This window comes from Sulfoacidibacillus thermotolerans (assembly GCF_003144315.1).
Classification (GTDB): Bacteria; Bacillota; Bacilli; order Alicyclobacillales; family SLC66; genus Sulfoacidibacillus; species Sulfoacidibacillus thermotolerans.
This window is the reverse complement of sequence record NZ_MPDK01000012.1, coordinates 1-25293: the sequence shown is the minus strand read 5'-3', so window position 1 is coordinate 25293 and position 25293 is coordinate 1. Positions and strand designations below refer to the sequence as shown.

The window sequence follows — 25293 nt, the reverse complement described above, 5'->3', positions numbered from 1 at the left end:
AATCTAGAAAGGCTGATGGGAAGAGGAGATCTCAAAATGAAAACAAAAAGGGATAAAAAAACATATAAGGAATTAAACCCCAACCAGGGGGGGGGGGGGTAATAATACCAATAACCCCATTAAATTACATAGAAGCAGACCCCTCTTTATCCTGGGTATTAAATGAACGAAGTTTATTTACGATGTATCAACCGATTGTTGACCATCAGCGTCTTACTGTCATAGGGTATGAGGCGTTAAGCAGGCCTCATCTTGGGGGGCACGTGCTTGCTCCAGAACGGTTTTTTCAATCTGCGGGTATGCAACATCGTCATCTGGAGGTCGATTTGCTCGCTTTACGCACTGCAGTGGGGACAATTCAAGAATCTCCGTTAGCACGCGCAACCCTGTTTATAAATGTGATGCCGCCCACTCTTTTAGAGAAAAAATTTATACCTTCCTTACTCCAACTTTTGAAAGAATACGGATGTGCTGCACAACAAATTGTCATTGAAATTATTGAGTATATTTCTTACGATTTGCGCGTTTTAGCCCCGATTTTGCGAGAACTTGAGGCGCATGGGATTCGGGTTGCACTGGACGATGTCAATCTACAAGAAATGGGGATGGACGAGTGGAATGCCTTTACGCCCGCTTATGTAAAACTAGATCGCAAAATGATCCAGGGGATTTCGGTTTCTCAACACAAACAACGTATGCTTGATGAGGCTTTGCAACAACTTCCTTGGCAAGATCGCGTCATTGTGGAGGGCATTGAACATGAGGAAGACCTGCACTATATTGAACAACTAGGCATTCGGTATAGTCAAGGGTTTTATTTTGGTCTCCCGATGACGTTGCGGCAGATGCCGTGGCTGCAAAGTACGATTGCATTGCAGCGTCACGAATTATTTTTGCTCTCTCGACAAAGGAGCACAAAGAAAGAGGAGATTTTAAAAAAAAGTCAGATGCTAGACTTGAATCTTTTGGCGTTTCATGCTTTTAATGGGGACCTTTAGTTGTTCTAAATACACACTGACTGTTTTGCGATCAGATTGATTTGGGGGTTTGGAATCTAAGTTGACCGTTCCATGGCTACAGATGACCTTGTATGTGCTTTTTATTGCTGCCTGGATCACTGGATTTTGGGAAATGATCGCGAGTGTGAAAGAGGAATTTCGATTCTGGCGTTGTCCCAAGGGAATGTGGTTTATGTTCCAGGTAGTCTTTCCTGCTTTAGGGCTCTATCTTTGGAACCGTTTTCTTGTTCCCGTTAGCTTATATGCATACGTTATGATTTATATAGGTATTTTGCATGTACATCGTAAGGAATTACTTCCGCGTCTCACGATCTTTTTATCCTACCTGTTTTTCGGTTCTTTTCTTATTTTAGTGACCTTATCTTCACTAGAACTTGTGAATCTAGTAGTGGTTCTTCTTGTTGCTGGAATTGCTGTAGCCTTCTTTCTTGTAAAAAAATGCGTTTTATGGATGGATGGATTATTGCTCCTGTGGATTCTGTTCCAGTCAAATGATGCTCTTGTTGATTTATACCAAACGAGTTTACTGGGTGCACTCCTTTTTCTATATTCCTTTGAACGCAATGTACGCGCGCGCATCGCGCATGAGCGTGATCACGATGTCCTTACGGGATTAATGAATCGCCGTGGATTTCGTGATTGGTTGGCGAGTCGGAAAAATGAAAGGCAGTTTGGGACTTTGGCTGTGATTGATCTCGATGATTTTAAGTTGATTAATGATACTTACGGGCATCTGGCTGGAGATTACATCCTAACAGAAGTAGGGAGACGCTTGTGCAATTCAAGTCGCATGGATGATGTCATCGTTCGCTTTGGTGGAGATGAATTTGTCTTAGTTCTTCCCAATTCCAATTTGGACCAAGCTTACGAATTCATTCTGCGGCTTCATCGTGAGCTTGTTCAGCAAAAAGTGACATTGCCAGAACTGGATCGCGAAATTGTATTGCGAGCCAGTATAGGGGTTGCAGAAGGAGAGATTGGTTCAGAATTGTTCCAAATGGCTGATCAAGTGTTATTGCAGGTCAAGCGAGAAGGGAAAAACCGTGTGGGGTTTAAAAAAGCGCATCAGGACAGTGAGTAAGAGGTAAATTTTTGCCTGCGGTGTGCGTGGAAGAGAAGGAAGAGGCATATCAAAGTAGAAGAAGATCTACTCTGCTATGCCTCTTTGTGCTACAAAATGCGAACATAATCAATGCTGGTAGTCGGAATCGTTACAGTGACAAATTGTCCATATACGACGGGTGGTTCTTCGACTTGAATGACAGAATTTTGCACAGAAATAAGAGTACCTTCATACATTGATCCTGGGACCACTACTTCCACCGTACGCCCTACAAATGAAGTGAGAATGGACTGAAACGTCATATAGTTTCCTCCTTCTTTATTTACTGAACAGCCGTGATCTTCACGTAAGGGATGAGCACGAGATCGCCGTTGCTTTCAGTGAGTAGGACGGCATTCGTTCCTACTTCAGTAACGGTTCCTGTGATTGTGCCACCACTTGTTGTCACTGTGACGATTTGACCTTGGCGACTTGAAAAATAGGTTTCAAGTGCTGGATTTGCTGGCAATCCACTTTCGAGAGATGTTCGCAGACGTCTGAGTTCCCTTTGGATCGAGTGGATTTGCTCCTCCAGATGGTGTTGATCACGGCGGATCTCTTTTTGCAAATGATGAAGTTCGCTGCGCAACTCCCGCAATTCCTCTCGAAGTGCGTGTATGCGCCGCAACAGCTTACCGCGTACGAGCACACTGCGGCCAGTGGTTTGAATCCGGCTGACATACAGTGTCTTTGCCTCTAGCGTCTTTGTTTCGACGTTTTGCACGCGCAGTGTTTTGCGGCGTGAATCGGCGGTTGCAGGACGGATCATGCAAGTAACCCCTCTCTTAAAATGTCATGGCTTTCAATGCAGTCTATGCATCTGGAGATTCTCGTGGCGCGGCGTGTAACTACGGGGCTGATTTAGATGTGTAAAATTCTTCGTATTGATAAAAGGGGTAGTCGCTTGGCAAAGAGTTTTCCATTAAGTCCGCCCAACTGAGGTTGTTGAATTTACCTGACCATTTCTGGTTGAAATACCTCCAACTGCGATCGACAACGCGTATTCCACGATCAGGCAACTGCAAAAAAGAACGATGATCGTCATGCCATACCCAGGTGTCTAATGCTACGATGAGTTTCCATCCCAAAAGTCGTGCGCGTAAGCACCAATCTGCATCGTCAGCACCGCATTCACACCCGGGATCAAGTCCACCAATTTGTTCGTGTGCAGCTCTGCGGATATAGAGAAGTGTTCCCTGCAAACTTTTTGTGGTCACTGCGCTTGGAACAGCTGCACTTCGCCTGCGGTTAAATGCAAGCAATGACTGCTCGTCATATGCATTTGTACACGCGAATGCACCGTAGTTTGCGGCATCTTGCTTCCCTCCGATGCCTCGGCCTATCGGTGCGACGGCGGCGATTTGTTCGTCGTGGGCTAAATGGTACTGAAAGCGCACAGCCCATTCGGGGCCCACGTAGACATCTGAGTTTACGTAGCAAATATCACCATGCCTATCGAGATTTCCATAAACTTGATTGACAGCCCGGGAATACCCTTTGTTGACTTCGTTTTCAAGCAATGTGAAGTGCGCGTTGGTTTGTTGTTGTAGTGTATGGAGCATTTCTTTTGATCCATCTGTTGATCCATTATCAATCACCCAAATATGGTGGGGTACTTCTGTGAAACGCAGGAGATTTTCTAGACATTGACGCGTTTGTTTTTGCGTGTTGTAACTAACCACAATGAGGTTTACAAAATCATTCATCCTTCTTCATCCTCTTCACGCCAAAGTTCCAGCACGGGATCTGGATCAAGCATGGAATCATAGTGACTACGCGGGCAAAAGTCAGAATTGGGATCCCGCGAGATGTAAAATTTGTACTTTTGCAATGTCTCTTCAGGAGATCCTGCATAGCCGAAATGCTTGATTCGGAGATCGGACGGGATTCCAGGAAAATCAGTGACTACATTTTGCGGAACGCTTCCTCCATGTAGTGCTTGATGGTTCCAATGATAGACTGCATTTGGGAAGTAGCGGAAAAGTCGCGGCCCATATTGAATAGGCGCCCATAATTTGTCGATCCGATAGTGTGTCGAACTGTGCCAAAAGTGATAGAAACGAAAGGCATACCAATCAATCTCTGTTTGATTGATCATCCCACGCACTTCTCTTTTAAATCGTGATTCAAAGATTTCGTCTGCATCTATTGCTAAGATCCAGTCGGGAAAAGTGGCAGCAGTACGCCGAAAAAGTCGCTGTTTTAGCGCTCTTTCATTGACTCCATAAAGAGAAGTGCGCGATCGTCCAAGCGACACAACTTTTGGATAGGACGCACAAATCGCTACGGTATCGTCTGTAGAACCATCGTCAAGGATTACGATTTCGTCTACATAACTTGATAAATCGTCAAGGACAAGGCGCAAATAGCGATTGGATTCGTTACGTACTTGCATCATTGCTGTCAACTTATTTCCGGATGATTTGCGCATCAATGTCATTTGTACAGCCTTCTTTCAGGGCGATTGCGATTCATTTAGCACATGAGCCCATTTTTGTCGAAAGTAACGTTCGCTTTCCTCAAAAAGGGCACGCAGTTTCGCGTGGTCGTGACAACTTTGCCCCATGAGGTGATAAATCTTACTTTGTGGGCAGTATACGACGCGATACCCGTGGTTTCGCGCAGTGAATGAATAATCGGTTTCCTCGAAGTAAAAAAAATAGTTTTCATCGAATAATCCAAGTTCGTCGATCAGATCGCGTCGAATGAGGTACGCTGCTCCACATACGCTGATACAATCTTCTTGTTGGTTGTATTTAAAAGGCGCATCCGGTTCTAATAAGCCGCGCGGTGCATGCGCTGCATCTGTTCCTACGACACCAGCTGCAGTGATTCTTCCCAATTGATCGATCATTTTAGGGCCGACAACAGCAATTTTTCGATCGCTCTCCATACAATTGAGCAACGGTGGAAGCCAGTTTGGGGTAACCTGAATATCGCTGTTTAAAAGCATAATGTAGGGACTTGTACCTGCTTTTATCCCTTGATTGCAAGCTTTTGCGTATCCTCTATTCTCCTTGTTCACTAGAATGAGTAGGTTTTCCCTAGACAATTTACGGAGTGCTTCTACCGATCCATCTTGACTGCCGTTATCGACGACAATCACTTGATGTGCAATTGGAGTATGGTGGGCGATACTGCCTAGACATTGAAGCAGTAGAGATTTCGTGTTGTAATTGACAATCACAAGATCAACGAGGGGATTCAAGTGCGACTCCTCCTTTGCAAATGTCATTGTTCACCATTCATAGATTGAGGAATCACCAAGTACCATGCGCATCGTACGTGGTTTGCGCGATGTTCGGCCAATCCGGACGGATCGTCCTAATATACACTGATCTAAACGCGGTGCTTGGTCAATGACACTGTGTTCTAAAATGACACTGTATTCTACTTCTGTCTTACGAATCTGTACTTCATCGCCAATGGAAGTATAGGGGCCGATATAGGAGTCCTCAATGTGTGCATTCTTACCAATTGCAATCGGACCGCGCAGTGTGGAGTTTTTTATGACTGCCCCTTGCGCGATTCGAACAGGTCCAATGATTTCTGATTGTGCATCGATGGATCCTTCGATTGCATGTGTGATGTCCTGTAAAAGGAGACGGTTTGCGTCAAGGAGATCACTGGGTCTCCCTGTATCTTTCCACCAACTTGTGGTCAAGCAGTGTGTAACGGAATACCCGTTATCGACGAGCCATTGTATGGCGTCCGTAATTTCGAGTTCACCGCGCAAAGAAGGTGTGATCGCACGGATTGCTTCATGAATGATGGGTTGAAAAAGATAGACACCGCATAGGGCGAGATGACTCACGAAGGTTTGCGGTTTTTCTACTAATTGAACTACGCGCTCGTCACTTACTTTGATAACTCCAAATTGTTCGGGATTTGCGACAGGCCCCGCGAGTACTAGTGCATCACTAGACTGACGTATAAACTGCTCGACAGCATGAGTGATCCCCCCGTGAATCACGTTGTCCCCGAGCATCATGAGAAACGATTGATCTCCTAAGAAAGGCGCTGCTGTCTTGACTGCATGTGCGAGACCAAGCGGTTCAGATTGTTCGATATAAGTGATGGCAACTCCAAATTTCTCGCCATTTCCTACTGCCGCTCGAACTTCTGCTGCAGTATTGCCCAAGATGATGCCAATCTCATGAATTCCTGCATCTCGCATGGTATTGATTGAAAGAAATAGAATCGGCTGATTCGCAATAGGCAGCAATTGTTTAGCTTGAGTGAAGGTGAGTGGGCGTAAACGAGTTCCTGTACCGCCTGAAAGTATGAGCCCCTTCACGCATTTTCCTCCTTTCGTATGATCCTGACGTATCTTCTCTATCCTATGGAGGAGGAGAGAAGTAGGTATGGACTGCTTGACATGGTATGATAGTTAAGGTGATTAACATTTATCGCAGATAGTAAGGAGATGTATAAAATGGGATTTACTATATCGGATCATGGGTTTGACAGTCTTGAAGCAGTTGAACAGGGAATGAAAGAAGTGGTAGAAAAATATTTCTATAAAGGGGATTTTTTTAAAACATTACTTTGCGGGGGCTATTCGATGGAACAGATACGTTATTTTGCGATTCAATATAGTTACTATAGTCGCCATTTTCCCCGCGTATTAGGAGCTGCAATTTCTGCTATGGCACCGCAAAGTTCTTGGTGGATCCCCTTGGCGGATAATCTTTGGGATGAAGCGGGGCGGGGAATACCTGGGCATGCTCATGAAACACTTTATCGCACTTTTTTACATTCTGTAGATGAAACACTTGCGCTTGATGAGCGAGGCATGCCATGGGTACCTATGTCTGCGGCAGTGGAGCGAGCCATTCAAACGTTTATTACTTTTTTCTATCAGGCAACACCACTGCAAGCAATGGCTGCAGTCGGATTCGGTTCAGAGTTTTTTGCGGGAGATGTGATGGGGGTTATCGCAAAGGGATTGCAACATGCGAGGTATAATCAGTTGCACCCCCTCGATATTACTTTTTGGCGCGTACATTCTGATGAGCATGAGCCTCGTCATTATCAACTGTGTAAAGAGGTTTTAGTCGACTTTCACGATCCGGAAAGTTTGCAAATCATGTATGAGACAGGAAGGGAAATTGCCATCTCTGAAGCAACGATGTATGCACAATTACACGATGAGATGATGAGACTCTAAATTTTTCTGGGGAAGTGTGGAGGCTGAAAGTTTGGTGGGCAACAAGGAAAGGCAGCAAGCGAGTCATGCAGAAAAATATGCTTGGACTGTGCCGTTTGTGTTGTTTTTAGGGATGATAAGTGCATTGATCTTGCATGAATCGATTGACATTGGGATTTTGCTGGGCTATGGAGGAGCTGTACTTTACGCGCGATCTGTTGGCTGTTCAATACATCAAGTGCTGCGTGCAACTTGGAGTGGCGTTGTCAATATGTGGCGTGTATCTGTAGTGCTTTTGTTGATCGGAGTGGTCATCGCGCTGTGGATGGCAGGAGGGACAATTCCTACACTTACGGAATTTGGGGCTGTATTTATTCACAATAGCAATGTGATTTGGATTGCATTTCTTCTTGCAAGTGGACTATCGATGGTGATCGGTAGTTCGCTTGCAACATGGGGAATTCTTGGACCGCCCATTTTAGCACTTACTCCTCCTCAACTTTATCCTGTGGTGGCTGGAGCACTCGTATCTGGAGGTATGGTCGGAGATCGCTCATCACCGATGTCGACAAGTGTGCTTGTAATGAGTCAAGCGGTAGGTCTATCTCCTACCACTACGCTGACACAGTTATTGCGAACGGTAGTAGTGCCCATTATTTTTACTTTTTTTGCTTTGCTGATATTGAGTAAGGGGGTAACGCTAAGGGGTCACGTAGTGGTTGTGCATGATGTGGCATTTACTCCGAAAAGTTTGCTGTATGTCATGCCAGCCATACTCGTGATCGGACTTGCACTTTGGCGTGTTTCACTCCTCTATAATTTGCTTGTTGCAGTGTTCATCGGGGGGATATTTGCTCACTTTGCAACTCATGAGTCGATAGATCACTTGTTACATCAAATTTGGAACGGTTACCCTCTTGCTCTTAATGGCAAGAATTTTGCAATTGGTGGGGTACGACCTATGTTACAAGCGAGTTTGCTCATTTTCACTGCAGGGGCTTTTCAAGGAGTGACTTCACTTGGCGGTGCAATGGAAGCGATTACGGAGCGTCTATTTGCACGCATTACAACGAGAACAGGATTCGTGGCGGTTTCTTATGGGTTAAGTATTGCCTATACTACACTGCTTGGAAGTCAATCACTAAGTCTTCTAATGAGCGGCAATACGCTTTTACCTCAATTTACACAGCGAAAATTACGGCGAGAAGTGGTATTACGAATTATTAGTGACTCAGCCGAATTAGTTTCTGCAATCGTACCTTGGAATCTATTGGGTTTCCAAGCAGCGGTCATTTTAAAAGTATCTACTCTTCACTTGATTCCGTATGCTTGGTTTATCTATAGTGCATTGACGTTCTCAGCAATCTCTACTTGGCGATATCTTGCACAACAGTTGAAAACTCCATTTCTAGGGGATCAGCAGAAGTTTACTGAACTTGGAAGTGAAGACGGAAAGGTGCAGTGATGCATTGTAATTTTCTATTATATCATACGAATCTGGGTAACAGGTGTTAGAACGGCTAACGACCGTTAGCGAACCCACTATGCTACGGTAAATATAGCTTCAAATCGTTTTATTACGAAAAATCAAAAAGATGAGGAGGGATTTTCATGCATTGGAAAACCAGAATGAGCATGATTGCTGCGGGGATTTTATGCGCAGCAGCTTTACCTGCCTATGCGGCAAGTGGGAACTCGATGAGTACACCATCGATGGTCGCGTTAAAGGGGAGTATAGAACCGTTTTTAACGCATGCAACCTTTTTAGGCGCCCATAATCCTGAAGGAACGATTCAATTTGCGGTAGCTTTACAATTGCAACACACGGGTGATTTACAGACGCTGTTGCATAACCTATACACTAAAGGATCATCTGAATATCATCAATGGTTGAAGCCGGGACAGTTTGCAGCCGAATTTAGCCCAAGTGAACAGCAGTATCTTCAGGTAGTAGAATTTTTGCAAAGTTCGGGATTAAAAGTTCAAAAGACGTACGCCAATCGCTTGTTGATCGATGTTGTTGGCAACACGAAAACCATTGAACATGCCTTCGGTGTTGAAATTGGGGATTTTCAACTGGGTAGCAAGCAATTTTATGCACCGCGGACGGCTGTTCACGTGCCAGCAGCAATCAGTCCCCTCATCACCGCAGTCATTGGATTGAGTAATTATCATCAGATGCATACGCATCTACTCGTGAAACCGGGTGCGGTATCCCACCAATTGACAGCTACATCGGGCTATACACCCAGTCAAATTGAGACTGCGTACAATTATAATCCCCTATACGGGCAAGGATTGAACGGTTCTGGTGAGACCATCGGTATCCTGACGGCCTATACGTATAATGCGAGCGATATTGCCGCATTTGACCAAGCATACGGCTTGCCGTCGCCTTCTGTCACACAAGTCAATGTCGACGGAACGCCTTCGCAAATCAATCCAGAGACGACTCTCGATCTTGAGTGGTCAAGTGCGACAGCTCCCGGGGCGAGTGTCATTATGTATGAAGGGGCAAATTCCAGCCTAAGTACGTTTACAGATGTTTATAATGCGGCGGCTTCAGCAGATGCAGCACAAGTTCTCTCTACAAGTTGGGGAACTGCTGAAACCAACATGTCACAATCCGAGTTGAATGCAGATGACAACATCTTCTCGCAGATGGCTTCCCAAGGACAAAGTGTCTTTGCAGCTTCTGGAGATAATGGTGCAACAGATGGGACAAGTAGTCTCGCGGTGGATTATCCTTCGTCAGATCCTTATGTCACGGCATGCGGTGGAACAGAATTGGTTTTAAACAGTAATAATACGATTCAGAGTGAGACAGGATGGAGTGGCTCTGGGGGTGGGCAAAGTGTTGTATGGTCAGAACCCAGTTGGCAGACGGGTTACAATGTCCCTGAAGATGGGCAACGGCAGACTCCTGACATCGCATTAAACGCTGATCCTAATACAGGATACTCCTTTTATTACAATGGAGCTTGGAATGTTGCTGGTGGAACAAGTTTTGTGGCGCCACAAATGACAGCGACCTTTGCGTTGATCGATCAGGATCTAGCGTCTCAAGGTTACTCAGCGATCGGTCAAGCAGATCCGAGCATCTATCAGGATGCAGCGAATAATTATAGTACAGATTTTCACGAGATTACCTCTGGCAACAACGGGTACTATTCTTGTGGGCCAGGCTATAATAATGTAACGGGTTGGGGCTCTATTAACGCAGCCAATTTTGTAAGCGATCTAGGTTGATCTATTTTTCGCATTTCATCTCGCGAGTGGGCAGGTGTGTATGATACGCGCTTGCCGTCACTCGCGAGTTTTTTATTGACCTGTCTTCAACTATGCAATGGATACGAGAGAGAGACGTTATTTCGGTGCAAATGCTTTTCGCAAAGACTCGGAGATTTGAGAGATCGCGTTTTTAGACTGTGTAAGTGACAGCATATTCACAAATCCATGAATCATACCTGGATAGCGACTGACTGTCACGGGGATACCGGCTGTTGCGAGTTTTGTGGCGTAAGCTTCCGCTTCATCACGCAATGGGTCAAACTCTGCGGTAAGTACAAGAGCTGCAGGTAATTCAGAAAGATCCTCTGCTTGAAGGGGTGCTGCGAATGGATTTTGACGTTCGTTTGTGTGATTGACATACTGTTTGATGTACCACTCCATCGATTCTTTGGTAAGGCCATAGCCTTGACCATACGCGGTGTAGGAAGGGAAGTCTGTTGAGAGATCTGTGACAGGGTAGATGAGTGCTTGAAAAATAGGCGAAACGGTTCGAGATTGATCTTCTCGTGCCATCAAGCATACGGCTGCCGCTAAATTCCCACCAGAGCTATCGCCTGCAACTGCGATGCGCGAGGGATCTCCATGGAAGCGCACGATTTCACGAGCCGCTAATTGCAAGGCATCATAGGCATCGTTGACTGCAGCCGGGAATGGGTGTTCAGGTGCTAAGCGATAGTCAACAGAAACCACGATGCAGCCAACTTCTTTTGAAAGGATGCGACAAAGTTGATCATGGGTGTCTACATTGCCAAAAACCCATCCTCCGCCGTGATAATAGAGGAGCACAGGAAGTAGAAGGCGCGCTTCAGGAACGTATATACGCACAGAGATCTCACGGTCTAGTGCTTGCCACCGCTCATCGACTACACGGTGTAAAGGAATTGGTGCGAAGGAACTTTTACGCGCCATCGTATAGGCGATACGCGCTTGTGTAATCGGGATGTCGTTTTGTGGTGGGAGTGCGACTGGCGGAGTTTTGGCTAATAAATCGACGAGTTCTGGATCAAGTGACATCGCGAGACCTCCATGGGGCAATATGGACTTTCATGTATCTATGATTTTATCACAAGAGTAGGTTCAAATAGAGCAAGAAGCGGTTAGGGGCCTTGTAAAAACACAAATTTGACACTCACATTCAAAATCTATATTCTAAATATACATAATGTACTATAAAAACAGAAAGAATGGGATGTTCTCGATGATGAAACAAGCGGCTAAAGATACTGTTTTTGTTGATCGTTTTACAGATGGCATTCTTGATCCCTCGCGTCCTATGCTAGGTCCCGTGCGCAGTGGTGGTTATATTGTTGCGAATACGGCGCCTGGTTGTTGGGGGCCGATGATTACTCCAGCATTGCGGGGGGGTCATGAGGTCACACAACCTGTCTTTGTTGATGGGGCTGAAGTTGGTGATGCGATTGTGATTCGAATTAAATCTATTCAAGTAACTTCAATCGCAACGTCATCAGGGAATGATCAGACTGTTGAAGGCAGTTTCTTAGGGGATCCATATTGTGCGGGTAAATGCCCCAACTGTGGGACGATGTATCCAGAAACACGTCTTGAGGGAATCGGAGAAGGTTCGGTTCGTTGCGTCCACTGTGGGGCAGATGCAAGTCCGTTTAAGTTTACAAACGGTTATACAATCGCTTTTGACCCGCATCGCAAGCTCGGAGTGACTTTGCCTAAAGGGGCAGCGGAACAAATTGCTAAAGAAGGTCGCTCGTTTATGTGTACCCCTGAACACTCGATCCAAAATCCAATTGTCACTTTCGCTCCGCATGATATCGTGGGGGCAGTGGCAAGGATGCGCCCATTTCTCGGACAACTTGGGACAACGCCCGCAGCACCGTTGCCTGATTCACATAATGCAGGTGATTTTGGTTCTTTTTTAATTGGGGCGCCACATCAGTATGCTATGACAAAAGAACAACTCCAAGAGGCAAAAACGGATGGTCATATGGACATCAACAAAGTACGCGAAGGAGCAATTGTGATTTGTCCAGTGAAGGTGCCTGGTGGAGGGGTTTATTTAGGGGATATGCATGCGTTGCAAGGAGATGGAGAGATAGCTGGTCATACATGTGATGTAGCTGGTTTAGTAACTTTACAGGTACATGTGTTAAAGGGAATTCATCTCGATGGACCGATTCTTTTGCCAAATGAAGAGGATTTGCCCTATTTGGCAAAGCCCTTATCGTCCTTAGAACGAGAAGTAGCCTTGGCAGAAGCTAAAAAATGGGGATTCGATACGATTGAAGATACGCTACCGATTGCAGTGATTGGTACGGGGGAGAATTTAAACATAGCAACTGAAAATGGATTGGAACGAGCGGCGAATTTGCTCAAAATGACGGTTCCTGAGGTTAAAAATCGCGCCACTATTACAGGGGCAATTCAAATTGGACGACATCCAGGTGTGGTGACGGTGACCTTCCTGGCCCCATTATCCAATCTGAAAGAGGCTGGAATTTTAGAAATTACAACAGAACAATATAAGCATTGATTGCGGATTCCATATGGTGGGTGACGGATGTGAAAGATGAGTCTATCCTAAAAAAAGCGTGGGATCGTTTTGTACGTAGTGAAGAAGTCAATGGCCCTTGGGAGCGGACTGTGGATGCAGCGATTTTTTCATCTTGGCAAAGATCACGTGCTTATGGCGTAGACCCTTGGCAAATACAGGGGGCTCGCTGTTTATCTCCAGAGGAGATTCAACACAAAAAACACGCGTATCGTGAACTCATCGAAATTTCTATCCCCTTAATGGAGCAACTTTACGATTTGGTAAAAGGGTCTGGGTTTATGGTCACGTTGTGTGACCAAAATGGAATCCTCATAAAAGTGATTGGCGATGAACAGACATTGCAACACGCTCAGGAGATTCAATTTGTGGAAGGGGCTGATTGGAGTGAACAGGCGATGGGAACGAATGCGATCGGAACCTGTCTTTACCTGGATAGCCCCTTACAAGTCTTTGCCGCTGAACACTATTCACTAGCCTGTCAATGGTGGACTTGCTCGGCAGCTCCTATTCACCGTTTTACAGGTGAGAGAATTGGGGTACTTAATATGTCCGGACCGTCCGCCAAAGTTCACGCACATACGTTAGGAATGGTTGTGTCGGCAGTTTGGGCGATCGAAAATCAAATTCGTTTGATTGAGAAAAACCGCAATGATGAAATGATGCAGCGTTATTTAGAGGCAACAGTTCAAGCGTTAAACGATGGCGTTGCAATTGTAGATGATGCATTGCGCATATTGAAAGTGAATGCCCTATTTTTAAAGATTTTCGGACTTTCCGAGGCAGATCTTCAAGGTGTTTTTCTGGAGCGGGTTCTTCAGTTTCAGGGGGATTCTCATTTATTGAGTGGGAGTCGTGCGATTACGCATAAGGAATTAAAAGTTTTCGTACCAAGTAGTAGCCGTGAAGTGCGTGTGTTCATAGATATACAACCTATTTTCGGGAAACATTCTGAAAAGATGGGCTCTCTCGTTCTCTTTAAAGAAGTAAAAAAGGTTCGACAATTAGTTAATCACATTACCGATAGTCGAGCGAAAGTGACTTTTTCAGATATTATTGGTCAAACCGACGTTTTTGTGGATTGCTTGACTGAGGCAAAATTGGCGGCTCGTTCAGATGCAACGGTTCTCTTAATGGGGGAAAGTGGAACAGGAAAGGACTTATTCGCTCAAGCGATCCATCATGAAAGTTTGCGTCGGAACAAACCGTTTATAGCGATTAACTGTGGTGCTATTCCGCGGGATCTACTTGGAAGTGAGCTGTTTGGGTACGTGGAAGGGGCTTTTACCGGGGCGCGTAAAGGCGGGAGTGCAGGAAAGTTTGAATTGGCAGATGGAGGCACATTATTTCTCGATGAAATAGGAGAAATGTCGCTAGAGATGCAAGTGTTATTGCTGCGCGTGTTGCAATCGAAAGAGATCATCCGCATCGGAGGACAGGAAGTGCTCCCTGTTGACGTGCGCATGATTGCCGCGACAAACAAGGATTTGCATGAAGAAGTGTTGCGTGGTCACTTTCGTGAAGATCTCTTTTATCGATTGCATGTAATTCCGATTCATCTACCCGCATTGCGCGAGCGTAAGCAGGATATTCCATTGTTCGTAGAACATTTTATCAAACAATTTAGCGAACAATTGGGAAGAAATGTGCATTCAATGGCTCCTGATGCACTGTTGCATCTGATGCATGCGCCATGGGCTGGCAATGTTCGTGAGTTACAAAATGTTTTAGAGCGTGCTGTATTACGAGCAAACGGAGGAGTACTTTCTCTTGAACATCTTCCTAAAGACCTTTTGTTGAAGGAACAAGTAGAGGCGTATCCCCGAGCCCTCAACTTGCCGATTAAAGAAGAGATTAAAAAAGACGCATTGATTCGCTCAATTCGGCAGTGTCGAGGGAATTTCAAAGAAGCAGCAAAGTATTTAGGAATTTCGCGTAGCACACTTTATCGACAGTTAGATAAATACGGATTGCGAGCTGAGGGTAGAGGATTTGAATAGTGTTTCATTTTGTTTCACTTAGAGAGGGAAATGTCCTGTTATGTCTCATAACGGGACATTTCCCTTTTGTGCTTTCGCTCGCCTAATGGTGTGTGTTGATTAGATTTTATGTGCTAAGCGATATGGCATGAGTATTGCTTAAAAAGTATGTGGAACGAAGAAGTAGAGTAAAGGAGGAGAGCTTATTGTCTATTTCTCTTGAGCAGATGAAGTGGATGTATGCAACTATGGTTAAGATTCGTTATTACGAAGAGACAATGGTCACTGCCTATGCAGAGGGAAAGAGCCCGGTGTTTAATATTGGTGCTGGTCCTGTGCCGGGTGAGATGCATTTGGCTGCAGGGCAAGAACCGGCTGCTGTTGGAATTTGTGCACATTTGCGAAAAGAAGATACGGTGACAGCACCGCATCGTCCACATCACCATGCCATTGCAAAGGGAGTAGATCTAAAACGTATGACCGCTGAGATCTTTGGCAAACAATCGGGACTTGGCAAAGGGAAAGGCGGGCATATGCACCTCTTTGATCCGGAGGTTAAATTTTCTTGCGGAGGGATTGTAGCTGCTGGCATACCTCATGCGGTAGGAGCTGCACTGGCGGCGAAGATGAAGAAAAAAGATTGGGTGGCTGTGGCCTTTGTTGGGGAAGGAGCAGCTAACTCAGGTGCTTTTCATGAATCTCTTAATTTGGCTGCTGTATGGAAATTACCTCTGATCGTCGTTATTGAAGATAATGCTTATGGAATTTCGGTTCCAAAGAAAGTCTCCACTGCAGTTGCTTCGAATGTAGAGCGTGCGAAGGGATACGGCATTCCAGGTTTTTCTGTACGAGATAACGACCCGAGAGAGATGTATCAGATTTCTGAGCAAGCGGTACGTCATGCCCGTAATGGAGAAGGTCCCGTACTGATTGAAATTGAGACGTATCGTTACTTGGGGCATTTTCAAGGAGACCCGGAACTTTATCGAGAAAAAAATGAACTGAATAAGCTTCATGAAAAAGATCCGGTTATTCGACTGAAATCTTTATTAGAGAGTGAAGGTGTAGTGGCAAGTGACATAGCGCAACTTGAAGCGCAGGTACGTAAAGAGGTTGATGAAGCGTATGACTTTGCTCGGAAAAGTGAATACCCAACGATTGAAGAGGCTCTTCTTGATGTCTTTGAATGATTTTGAAAGCTAGGGAAAGTTATGTGTTGAAATAGGAGGAGAGCGGGATGAGTACATCGATTGGAAAGCGTTTACTCACTGGAAACAAAGCATTGGCTGAAGCGATCGCACTTGAGATGGAACGGGACGATCATGTCTTTGTTATGGGGGAGGACGTTGGAGTATATGGTGGAATATTTGGAGCGACAGAAGGATTGTTTGCAAAATTCGGGGCAGAGCGAGTAAGAGATACGCCGATTTCGGAGACTGGATTTATTGGAGCCGCGATTGGTGCGGCAGCGGAGGGCATGAGACCGATTGTGGAGTTAATGTTTGTTGATTTCTTTGGTGTATGTATGGATCAGATCTACAATCATATGGCTAAAATTCACTACATGTCTGGAGGACATGTAAAACTCCCCATGGTATTAATGACAGCCGTAGGCGGGGGATACAGTGATGCTGCCCAACACTCTCAAACTCTTTATGCGACTTTTGCGCACATGCCAGGATTAAAGGTAGTTGCCCCAGCAACACCCTATGATCTGAAAGGAATGATGATTGCAGCGATTCGCGATGATAACCCTGTCATTTTTATGTTTCATAAGACATTACAAGGACTCGGTTGGATGGATCAACTAGATTATTCTATCGGTGTTGTTCCTGAAGGTTCCTACACGGTTCCACTCGGTCAGGCAAAAGTGGTTCGTGAAGGGACAGATGTCACAATTGTCGGGATTCAGATGATGATGCATCGCGCGGTAGAGGCAGCAAAACAGTTAGAAGCGGAAGGAATTCAGGCAGAAGTGATCGATTTGCGTTCGCTCGTTCCGCTAGACAAGGAGACAATATTAGATTCTGTACGTAAGACACATCGACTATTGGTTGTGGATGAAGATTATCTGTCTTATGGGATGACGGCAGAAATTGCGGCTGTCGTCGCACAAGAGGCTCTTTATGATCTCGAAGTGCCAATCGCTCGTTTAGCTGTTCCTGATGTGCCGATCCCTTATAGCCGGCCACTTGAACAAGCGATTATTCCAAGTGTTGAGGCAATTTTTACAGCAGCTCGACAACTTGTTCAGATGTAGAGTGGAGCATGTGATGTTCGAAGAACTTAGTGGAGGTCATATCCTTGTTTGAATTTACGCTACCTCAGACTTCTGATGACATTTTTGAGAGTGTCATCGTGATATGGTATAAATCAGAAGGTGAGAAGGTTCGTGCCGGTGATGTTGTGGTTGAGGTACAAACGGAGAAAGCGACGTTTGAACTCGAGTCTCCGGTCACGGGTAGATTGCATAAGATTGTCGTAAATCGTGCGGAATCGGCAAAAGTTGGTGATGTTCTCGCACTCTTCGATTTGCACGATGAAGAAAAGGAAAAGGAATCTGAAGGGGAAAAAGAGCAAGCGAGTGAAACGGTATCATCAATAGAGCAAGAACAGTTTATTTCGATGTCACCGCGTCTTCGCCGCTTGGCAAAGCAGCTTGGCGTTGATCCTCAAACAGTTGTAGGAACGGGACCCCATGGGCGAATAACAGAGGAAGATATTCGTAACCAAGCGGCGCCTGATTCTACACCTCATCCTTCTCGTATGCAGGCTACGCGAGTTGCGATTGCAGAACGTATGAGTAAAAGTTTGCAACAGACGGCTCAAGTCACATTGCATCGCTTTATAGATGTGACAGAACTTGCACAACGGAGGAAAGAACTAGATCCTGATGCGAGTTTTAATGATTGGATTTTACGTGCGGTCGCGATCGCATTGAGTGATCACCCTGATTTGAATGGCTCTACAAAGGAGAATTCTGGAACAAAACAGGTGATTCATTTAGGGATTGCGACGGATACGGAAGAAGGATTGCTAGTGCCAGTCCTACGCAATGCGCATGAATTATCTTTAAAGGAAATTCATCTTGAAGTGCAACGTTTAGTTAAAGGTGCACATTCCCACACGTTATCACCATTTGAATTGAGTGGAAGTACATTTACAGTTACTAATTTAGGAACGTATGGGATTACCTTTTTCACGCCGATCTTGAATCCACCGGAATCGGGAATTTTAGGCGTGGGGCAGATTGAAGAATATATCACGCGAGATCGTCAAGAATTAAGGTTTAGAAAACGGCTTCCACTCAGTTTAACTTTTGATCATCGAGTGATTGATGGTGGGCCAGCAGCTCGTTTTTTGCAGACGATGAGTCACGTGTTGGATAACCCTGATCATCTTCTATGAATCGAACAGGTTGAATGCATGCAGGCTGGTGATTGCACACCAGCCTTTTTATGTTATCGTAATGCGAGTAATAAGGATAGAACCACAATGCCAAACAGCATCGCCAAAAGATCTCGCTTGCACAGACTTAACGTCACATGTGTTGTGCGCAATTGACCGATTTTGCGATATCCCCTTGCCTCCATGGCGATTACAAAATGAGAACCAAGTTGTAAGACGGAGAGGAGTAAGGGGATGAGTAGTGCAGGAAGATCGCGCAAGTGAAGAGTGCCATGCTTAGTCCATTTTTTCTTGCGTGCTCGTATAATGCGCGAAAAACGTCCGGTCTCGCGCATGATGACAGGGATAAAGCGCAATGTGAGCATGGTTGCGAGCGATAAGGCTTCAACGGGAATTTTCATATAACGTAAAAAAGATAGTGAATGTTCGAGGCTTGCTTTCATTTTTAATTGGCTCATAGTGGACGAGAGTAACGTGCCTAACCCCATTAGAATCCCTATTTTTGTAAGTTGAAAGAACGTGTATAGCGCCGCTCGAAAGGAAAATCCGACGTGTGCGATGTGCCAAAGTAAAGCGACGTTGCCAAATCGAATACCTGATAAAAGAAAGGAGAAAGTCATCAAAATGAAAAAAGGTTTGCTGATCACTGCAATTTTATAAAAAGGTACTCTTGAATAGTAGATGAGTCCGATTGTAATGAATCCAGCCAAAACAAGTCCTGCGAAGTGTGTTTGCGCAAAGATGCCGATTGCAAAAAGGAGATAAACCCCCCATTTTACACGTGGATCAAGGTCGTATATGAGACTGTTGACGTGGGTCTGTTGGCTTGCAGCGATTTTGCTTTGTGCAGATTCAGAAATCGTAGCGTCTATTAAAATTGGAACATGAATTTTTTCCGTCTTCTTTCTACAGTTGCCTTGTGCAAGTTGCGTTTGAATAAGTTCGGCCAATGTTTTTGCAGACAAAAAGTGTGCAGGGACATGAAAACCCAATTCACGCAGATGTATCAGTAGATCAAGCTGTGCGGGGATACCAACTTCTGCTTGTAAAAGAATAGTAGGGTCTGTAAAAAGCGCACGCGGTGTCAGGTTAGCAACAAGTTTTCCAGCTTGTAGCACCAGAATATGGTCGGCTATAGGCAAAAAATTGTCGAGATCATGCGTTGTGATGACCATACCACCTGCGGAACGTTTTTTCCAGTCAAGTAAATATTCGATGACCTTTACTGTACCACTTGGATCAAGTCCTGCTGTAGGTTCATCGAGAAACAGCCACTGAGGTTCTGTGGAAAAAGTCGTTGCTAATGCCACACGACGTTTTTGTCCTTCACTTAAAAGAAAAGGGGATTCATACGCTAGCGCAGGAGCTAAACCCAGTTGTTCTAAATAATACTGTGTTCTATGCTGTACTTCTTCATTTGAGATACCAAAAGGTCGCAACGAATAGGTAAACTCATCGACTACTGTACGTGCAAACAGTTGTTGTTCCGGAAATTGAAAGACGTTCCCGAGTCTGCGTAACACCTTTGTGTTTACACGCTGTTTGATCCATAAGGGTTCATCGTCATAGTAAACAGATCCTTCGTCAAGTGAAATAAGCCCTGATAATACATCAATAAATGTAGATTTTCCTGATCCGGTTTTTCCTACAACTAAGGTTATTTTTTGATCTTCAATTCTACAAGTTAAGTCGTCGAGTATTTTCTTTTTCTCTTCTGATTGATAAACACTCACATGATTTATATGGATTGGCATTGTTTCTCCACAGCATCCTTTAACGCGGTCATTAAAATAGGTCGCTCGTCGGAGAGTACTCCGAGTTGTAGAAGCTGATGTGCAAGTTGTACAGAAAATGGAGGTACGAATCCTAGTTTTGAACAAGGTGTGTTTTCTGGGATGTGATCACTAAAGAAGAAGTCTTCTGGTGTCCCATCAAATACGAGTTCTCCTGATTGTAAGGCAAGAACTCGTGCGAAATGACCTACTTCCTCAAGGAGTTGTGTGATCCATAGTACAGTTTTCCCTCTATTTAATAGATGGTTTACCATTTGTAAAATCGCTTTTCGCGATAACGGGTCAAGCATGGCAGTCACTTCGTCAAATATGATGACTTGTGCATCTAAAGCGAGCGCATCTGCAATGCATAGCAACTGTTTTTGTCCCCCTGACAAAAATTCTACAGGGCGATTTGCAGCGGATCTAAGACCCACCGCAGAAAGCGCGCGCAAGGCGCGAATAGGGATGTCTTTTGGATCTACACAGTAGTTTTCTAAACCAAAACAGACATCCTCATAAACGGTATCACCGATAATTTGTGCATCAGGGTTTTGAAATACAATTTGTATATTGTTTTGAATAGATGGATTTATTTTGAGGGTGCCGCGTGAAATAGGTGTCAATCCTGATAGAATGTGTGCAAGCGTGCTTTTTCCACACCCATTTTGGCCGATCAGAGCAATTGCTTCTCCCTCTTTTATTTTGAGACTTAGATCACGGATTACAGGTTTGATGCCATCCATTGTTGTATAAGCTACTGTAACGTGATGTAAGACTAGCAATTCTTGCATGTTATGTGGTCCTTTCCTCTCTGAAAACGATCATGTTACAATCGATCCGTTATTATCGTATCACATCTCAGTCATGAAGCGGGGGAGTATTCGAGATGAGTTCTCGTCTCACAGTTCGCGGGGTAGTATTTAGCGCCATTTTTGCAGCCATTTCTGTTGTCCTAAGTTTCTTGCAAGTTAACTTAGGATTTTCTCCGGTGCCCATTACACTTGGCAATATGGGCATTATGTTAACTGGAGCATTTTTAGGAGCCAGATATGGCTTTTTTAGTTCCTTTTTACTTGTTTTCTTGGGAGCGTTAGGATTGCCGCTGTTTGATGGACAAGGTGGCCTCAGTGTCATGCTCGGTCCATCGGGAGGGTATGTCTGGATGTATCCTTTTGATGCGTTGTTCGTCGGATATTTTGTGAGTCGCATAAAAGGGAATAATTGGGCATCATTTCTTAAAATCTTTCTTTCCATTGAAGTTTTTGGATCTCTCTTATGTTATGTGACAGGGGTTCCTTGGTTAGCTCATGTTTTGCATGTGTCTTTTAGCAAAGCTTTATTACTAGGGTTTTATCCCTATCTTCCAGGGGATGCTGTAAAGGCGCTTGTGACGACCTTGATTATATTGCCGATTCGACAAGTATATCCTTCGTGGAAACTGACAGGAACTTCAAATGTAACAGTGGCAAAATTGGACCATGATTCATTTCTTTAAATTCACCTCGCATGAGCGTCACCGTCGCAGAGAATTTTACGTCTGGGGCGGTGCTTTTTTTGGATTATTCATCGAAGTCGTTATATGTTGATAGCGAAGGAACTCAAGCTAACTATTCCAAATTCTATCGTCAAGAAGAAGCTAAACTCACAAAAGAGCAACGTAAATTGTCCGAACCGTAAAAAAGCGGTAAGAACCGTGAAAAGCAACGTCTTGAAGAATAATTTGCTATTGATCATGTTCTTTTGAATCATCTTCTTATTTACGAGTCGTTTTTATCACTTGAAAATGGCTTGTACCGCGACATGAAGGAATGGAATATGTTACAATGGAGAGTATATTGAAATCCGGGGCAGACATCAGTCTTGCCTTTTATAGCGTGGTGAATCGCAGTTGATTGATAACAAAAGGATGAGTGAATTGGTGCAAGGGTCAGTTGCTTCAAATTTTATAAAAAATATTGTGGCTGAAGATGTGCGGACAGGAAAAGTCGCGGCCGTAGTGACGCGTTTTCCGCCAGAACCAAATGGATATTTGCATATTGGTCATGCAAAATCGATTTGTCTGAATTTTGAGTTGGCGGATGAATTTAATGGAAAAACTAATTTGCGATTTGATGATACGAATCCATTGAAAGAAGATGCAGAGTATGTGCAGGCAATCAAGGAAGATGTGAAGTGGCTTGGTTTTGATTGGGACAGGCTATGTTTTGCATCGGATTATTTTGAGGAGATGTATCAGCGTGCCCGGCTTCTCATCACGAAGGGGAAGGCGTACGTTTGTGATTTATCAGCCGAGCGCATACGTGAAATGCGCGGCACGTTAACACAACCTGGACAGGAGAGTCCTTATCGCAATCGCAGTGTAGAAGAAAATCTCGATTTGTTTGAGCGGATGCGAAAAGGCGAGTTTGCAGATGGAGCAAAAGTGTTGCGCGCGAAAATCGATATGGCCTCACCCAATTTAAATCTTCGTGATCCGGTGTTGTATCGAATTGCCCATGCAGAGCATCATCGTACCGGGGATGCGTGGTGTATTTATCCAATGTATGATTTTGCACATCCTTTGGAGGATGCGATTGAGGGAGTTACACACTCGATTTGCACGCTTGAATTTGAAGATCATCGCCCTCTTTACGATTGGGTGGTCCGCGAATGTGAGATGGAGAATACACCTCGTCAGTATGAGTTTGCGCGGTTAAACATGACAAATACAGTGATGAGTAAACGCAAATTAAAACAACTCGTCGATGAGCGCATTGTGGATGGATGGGATGACCCGCGCATGCCGACGATTTCAGGATTGCGCAGAAAGGGATACACACCTGAAGCGATTCGCACATTCGCACGTGAAATTGGCGTTGCCAAAAGTAACAGCACGGTCGACGAGCGGATGTTGGAACATTTTGTGCGCGAAGACCTCAAATTAAAGGCGCCCCGTACCATGGCGATTCTGCGGCCGCTAAAGGTCGTGATCACCAATTATCCGGAAAATCAAACCGAGTGGCTGGAAGCTGAGAATAATCCTGAGAATCCAGAAATGGGGAACCGCTCGATTCCTTTTTCGCGCGAATTGTACATTGAACAGGATGACTTTTTAGAAGATCCACCGCCCAAGTATTTCCGTCTATTTTTGGGAAATGAAGTTCGCCTAAAGCATGCTTACTTTATTCGCTGTGAAGAGGTGATCAAAGATGCTGATGGTTCTATTATCGAACTTCACTGTACGTATGATCCAAAGACCAAAAGTGGGTCGGGATTTACGGAGCGCAAGGTGAAGGGAACGATTCATTGGGTCGACGCAGCGCATGCGCTAAAGGCAGAATTTCGCTTGTTTGAGCCTTTGGTGAATGAAACGGAGAACGAATCGGAAGAATCGTTCTTGAGTCGGATCAATCCTCATTCACTGGAAATCTTACAAGGGTATGTGGAAGAAAATTTACGGACAGCACAACCTTATGATAAATTTCAATTCTTTCGTCACGGGTATTTCAGTGTCGATCCAAAGCGGAGTGAATCTGATCTTGCCGTATTTAACCGCGTTGTTTCGTTAAAAAGTTCGTTTTCTCTCTCGTAGTTTGGCCTTTCTAAGACCGCTCATGCACAGAGTCGATTTCTGTTGCAGGGCGGTTTTCTATGAGTATCCAATGGGGACTGGCGACACATAACTGTAAATCAATTTAGTTGCTTGTGATTTGTCGATCTGTTAGGATGGGCTTGCCAAATAATCTCATTGAGGGGCTTGTATAGGGATGAACGTCGCGCAAACAGCGAAAGGTCTTGATGCGATAGATGGTGATGGTGCGCATGTAAAGCGCATACTCCCATCTTATCATCTAGGATATCTTGACCCCTTTTTGCTCTTTGATCATTTTACCGTACAAAAACCAGCCGGATTTCCCAGTCATCCGCATCGCGGCTTTGAAATTATCACATATATGTTAGAAGGCGCTTTTTTACATGCGGATAATCGCGGGAACCAAAAAATGATTCTTGCTGGTGGATTACAGCGTATTACTTCAGGCAGTGGTATCGTCCATTCGGAAATGCCAGGCAGCAATGGCGTGAATCGTGGGTTGCAACTGTGGATTAATTTGCCTCGATCGGACAAGGGAATGGAGCCTAGCTATCAGGATGTTGCAGCAGCAGATTTACCTGTTGTTGAGCGACAGGGAGTTCGCCGCAAGATCCTTGTTGGAGAGGGGTCTCCTGTGCGAGTATCACGACCGATGCGCTATGAAGATGTGACGCTCTTTGCTCAGTCAGTCGAGGTAGGCATGCAGGTACCCGTACCTGCTTTGTTTCGCGCTTTTTTGTATGTACTCGATGGAGTTGGAAAATTTGGGGGGACGATGACCAGAGCTGAAGCTGGAGAGATTGTAAGTTTTGATCCACCTCCATCACAAGGGTTTATTGATGTACAAGCAGAAAGGGCAGATTTGCCATTGCGCTTTATTTATGTTGCGGGCTTGCCGATTGGGGAGAGACCGCTATTTCGCGGTAGTTATGTGGATTAGTTTGTATTTTTCGTCGTGTAGCACATGGTATTACCCAATATATAAGAAGTCATCCGCGTCATGGAAAGCGTGATGACTTCTTGTTTGACAAAGAAGTTATCTGCGTTTTTTCCGCAATAGCAATTTCTCCGATTGTTGTGACTACCTCAATTGCCTTCCTTACTGATTCGCCACGTTCCATGCCTATATGACGCATATAAGTTAGCTGACTTACTGTAGTATTTCTAACCCTCTGACTAATAACCTTCAGGGAAAAAAGAGTTGGTGTGAAAGGAAGGATTTTGGCGAAAAGAGTCGAATAAAAATAGTGAGATTTGGTATTCGGATAGCCTCTTGAAGTGAGGGACAGTGGAATGAATGAATATTTGTCGATGTTTATCGACGAAACGCGGGAGCATCTGCAAGCGTGGTCAGATGGCATGCTGACACTTGAGAAACACGCGGACGCAGAGACGATCGCGACGATTTTTCGCGCGGCACATACGATTAAAGGCATGGCCATGACGATGGGTTTTACGCGCATGGGCGAGGTGAC

The 25293-nt window shown here is 44.8% G+C and carries 24 protein-coding genes; 15 read left to right on the top strand and 9 right to left on the bottom strand.

From position 1 onward, the window contains the following. Nucleotides 1-71: 71 nt before the first annotated feature. Nucleotides 72-998 (top strand): EAL domain-containing protein, encoded by a 927-nt coding sequence (locus BM613_RS08355; RefSeq protein ID WP_342767163.1) that lies wholly within the window; start codon nt 72-74, stop codon nt 996-998. A gap of 49 nt (nt 999-1047) precedes the next feature. Then, entirely contained in the window at nt 1048-2100 is a 1053-nt protein-coding gene (locus BM613_RS08350; RefSeq protein WP_146192778.1) for a GGDEF domain-containing protein, read from the top strand. Nucleotides 2101-2189: 89 nt separating this feature from the next. On the opposite strand, the gene BM613_RS08345 is transcribed toward BM613_RS08350, so the two are convergent. The 6 genes from BM613_RS08345 to BM613_RS08320 form a co-directional block, all read right to left on the bottom strand. Further along, nucleotides 2190-2384 (bottom strand): hypothetical protein, encoded by a 195-nt coding sequence (locus BM613_RS08345; protein ID WP_109430722.1) that lies wholly within the window; start codon nt 2382-2384, stop codon nt 2190-2192. Nucleotides 2385-2404: 20 nt separating this feature from the next. After that, on the bottom strand, nt 2405-2890 hold the full coding sequence (locus BM613_RS08340; RefSeq protein WP_109430721.1) for a hypothetical protein: 486 nt from the start codon (nt 2888-2890) through the stop codon (nt 2405-2407). A 79-nt stretch (nt 2891-2969) separates the two neighbouring features. Continuing rightward, a complete protein-coding gene (locus tag BM613_RS08335) occupies nt 2970-3827 on the bottom strand; it encodes a glycosyltransferase family 2 protein (protein ID WP_109430720.1) in 858 nt (285 codons plus the stop codon). Next, the gene (locus BM613_RS08330) at nt 3824-4561 is read right to left on the bottom strand and encodes a glycosyltransferase (RefSeq protein WP_109430719.1); all 738 of its coding nucleotides are present in this window, start codon (nt 4559-4561) and stop codon (nt 3824-3826) included. The genes BM613_RS08335 and BM613_RS08330 overlap by 4 nt, the downstream gene beginning before the upstream one ends. 15 nt (nt 4562-4576) lie before the next feature. Next, a complete protein-coding gene (locus tag BM613_RS08325; RefSeq protein ID WP_181362981.1) occupies nt 4577-5329 on the bottom strand; it encodes a glycosyltransferase family 2 protein in 753 nt (250 codons plus the stop codon). Nucleotides 5330-5359: 30 nt separating this feature from the next. Then, nucleotides 5360-6418, bottom strand: coding sequence for a glucose-1-phosphate thymidylyltransferase (locus BM613_RS08320; protein WP_109430717.1), 1059 nt, complete (start codon nt 6416-6418; stop codon nt 5360-5362). Between the two features lie 138 nt (nt 6419-6556). On the opposite strand from BM613_RS08320, the gene BM613_RS08315 reads away from it, so the two are divergent. The 3 genes from BM613_RS08315 (at nt 6557) to BM613_RS08305 (ending at nt 10519) form a co-directional block, all read left to right on the top strand. After that, nucleotides 6557-7291 carry an iron-containing redox enzyme family protein gene (locus BM613_RS08315; RefSeq protein WP_109430716.1) on the top strand — a complete coding sequence of 245 codons (735 nt, stop codon included), beginning with the start codon at nt 6557-6559 and terminating at the stop codon, nt 7289-7291. A gap of 34 nt (nt 7292-7325) precedes the next feature. Continuing rightward, complete coding sequence (locus BM613_RS08310) at nt 7326-8735, top strand: Na+/H+ antiporter NhaC family protein (RefSeq protein ID WP_245926319.1); 1410 nt, start codon at nt 7326-7328, stop codon at nt 8733-8735. A 146-nt stretch (nt 8736-8881) separates the two neighbouring features. Continuing rightward, nucleotides 8882-10519: a S53 family peptidase gene (locus tag BM613_RS08305; RefSeq protein ID WP_109430714.1), complete on the top strand. Its 1638-nt coding sequence runs from the start codon at nt 8882-8884 to the stop codon at nt 10517-10519. A 117-nt stretch (nt 10520-10636) separates the two neighbouring features. Here the strand turns inward: BM613_RS08305 and BM613_RS08300 are convergent, their stop codons facing one another. Continuing rightward, on the bottom strand, nt 10637-11575 hold the full coding sequence (locus tag BM613_RS08300; protein WP_109430713.1) for an alpha/beta hydrolase: 939 nt from the start codon (nt 11573-11575) through the stop codon (nt 10637-10639). A 184-nt stretch (nt 11576-11759) separates the two neighbouring features. On the opposite strand from BM613_RS08300, the gene BM613_RS08295 reads away from it, so the two are divergent. From BM613_RS08295 to BM613_RS08275, 5 genes are all read left to right on the top strand, one after another. Beyond that, the gene (locus BM613_RS08295; RefSeq protein WP_109430712.1) at nt 11760-13067 is read left to right on the top strand and encodes an acetamidase/formamidase family protein; all 1308 of its coding nucleotides are present in this window, start codon (nt 11760-11762) and stop codon (nt 13065-13067) included. 29 nt (nt 13068-13096) lie between these two features. Then, on the top strand, nt 13097-15085 hold the full coding sequence (locus BM613_RS08290; protein WP_109430711.1) for a sigma-54-dependent Fis family transcriptional regulator: 1989 nt from the start codon (nt 13097-13099) through the stop codon (nt 15083-15085). A 185-nt stretch (nt 15086-15270) separates the two neighbouring features. Beyond that, complete coding sequence (locus tag BM613_RS08285) at nt 15271-16254, top strand: thiamine pyrophosphate-dependent dehydrogenase E1 component subunit alpha (protein WP_109430710.1); 984 nt, start codon at nt 15271-15273, stop codon at nt 16252-16254. A gap of 47 nt (nt 16255-16301) precedes the next feature. Then, nucleotides 16302-17324 carry an alpha-ketoacid dehydrogenase subunit beta gene (locus BM613_RS08280; protein WP_109430709.1) on the top strand — a complete coding sequence of 341 codons (1023 nt, stop codon included), beginning with the start codon at nt 16302-16304 and terminating at the stop codon, nt 17322-17324. A gap of 44 nt (nt 17325-17368) precedes the next feature. Further along, complete coding sequence (locus BM613_RS08275; protein WP_181362980.1) at nt 17369-18472, top strand: dihydrolipoamide acetyltransferase family protein; 1104 nt, start codon at nt 17369-17371, stop codon at nt 18470-18472. Nucleotides 18473-18525: 53 nt separating this feature from the next. Here the strand turns inward: BM613_RS08275 and BM613_RS08270 are convergent, their stop codons facing one another. Together BM613_RS08270 and BM613_RS08265 are read right to left on the bottom strand one after the other, a co-directional pair. Next, complete coding sequence (locus BM613_RS08270; protein WP_181362979.1) at nt 18526-20205, bottom strand: ATP-binding cassette domain-containing protein; 1680 nt, start codon at nt 20203-20205, stop codon at nt 18526-18528. Between the two features lie 5 nt (nt 20206-20210). Continuing rightward, complete coding sequence (locus tag BM613_RS08265) at nt 20211-21038, bottom strand: energy-coupling factor ABC transporter ATP-binding protein (protein ID WP_109430706.1); 828 nt, start codon at nt 21036-21038, stop codon at nt 20211-20213. Nucleotides 21039-21133: 95 nt separating this feature from the next. On the opposite strand from BM613_RS08265, the gene BM613_RS08260 reads away from it, so the two are divergent. From BM613_RS08260 to BM613_RS08245, 5 genes are all read left to right on the top strand, one after another. Then, the gene (locus tag BM613_RS08260) at nt 21134-21742 is read left to right on the top strand and encodes a biotin transporter BioY (protein WP_109430705.1); all 609 of its coding nucleotides are present in this window, start codon (nt 21134-21136) and stop codon (nt 21740-21742) included. 11 nt (nt 21743-21753) lie between these two features. Next, a complete protein-coding gene (locus BM613_RS15030; protein ID WP_181362978.1) occupies nt 21754-21924 on the top strand; it encodes a hypothetical protein in 171 nt (56 codons plus the stop codon). A 229-nt stretch (nt 21925-22153) separates the two neighbouring features. Beyond that, the gene (locus BM613_RS08255) at nt 22154-23818 is read left to right on the top strand and encodes a glutamine--tRNA ligase/YqeY domain fusion protein (protein WP_109430774.1); all 1665 of its coding nucleotides are present in this window, start codon (nt 22154-22156) and stop codon (nt 23816-23818) included. A gap of 175 nt (nt 23819-23993) precedes the next feature. After that, a complete protein-coding gene (locus tag BM613_RS08250; RefSeq protein WP_109430704.1) occupies nt 23994-24758 on the top strand; it encodes a pirin family protein in 765 nt (254 codons plus the stop codon). A gap of 353 nt (nt 24759-25111) precedes the next feature. Continuing rightward, the coding region (locus tag BM613_RS08245; RefSeq protein ID WP_146192777.1) for an Hpt domain-containing protein at nt 25112-25293 on the top strand (182 nt) is incomplete at its 3' end.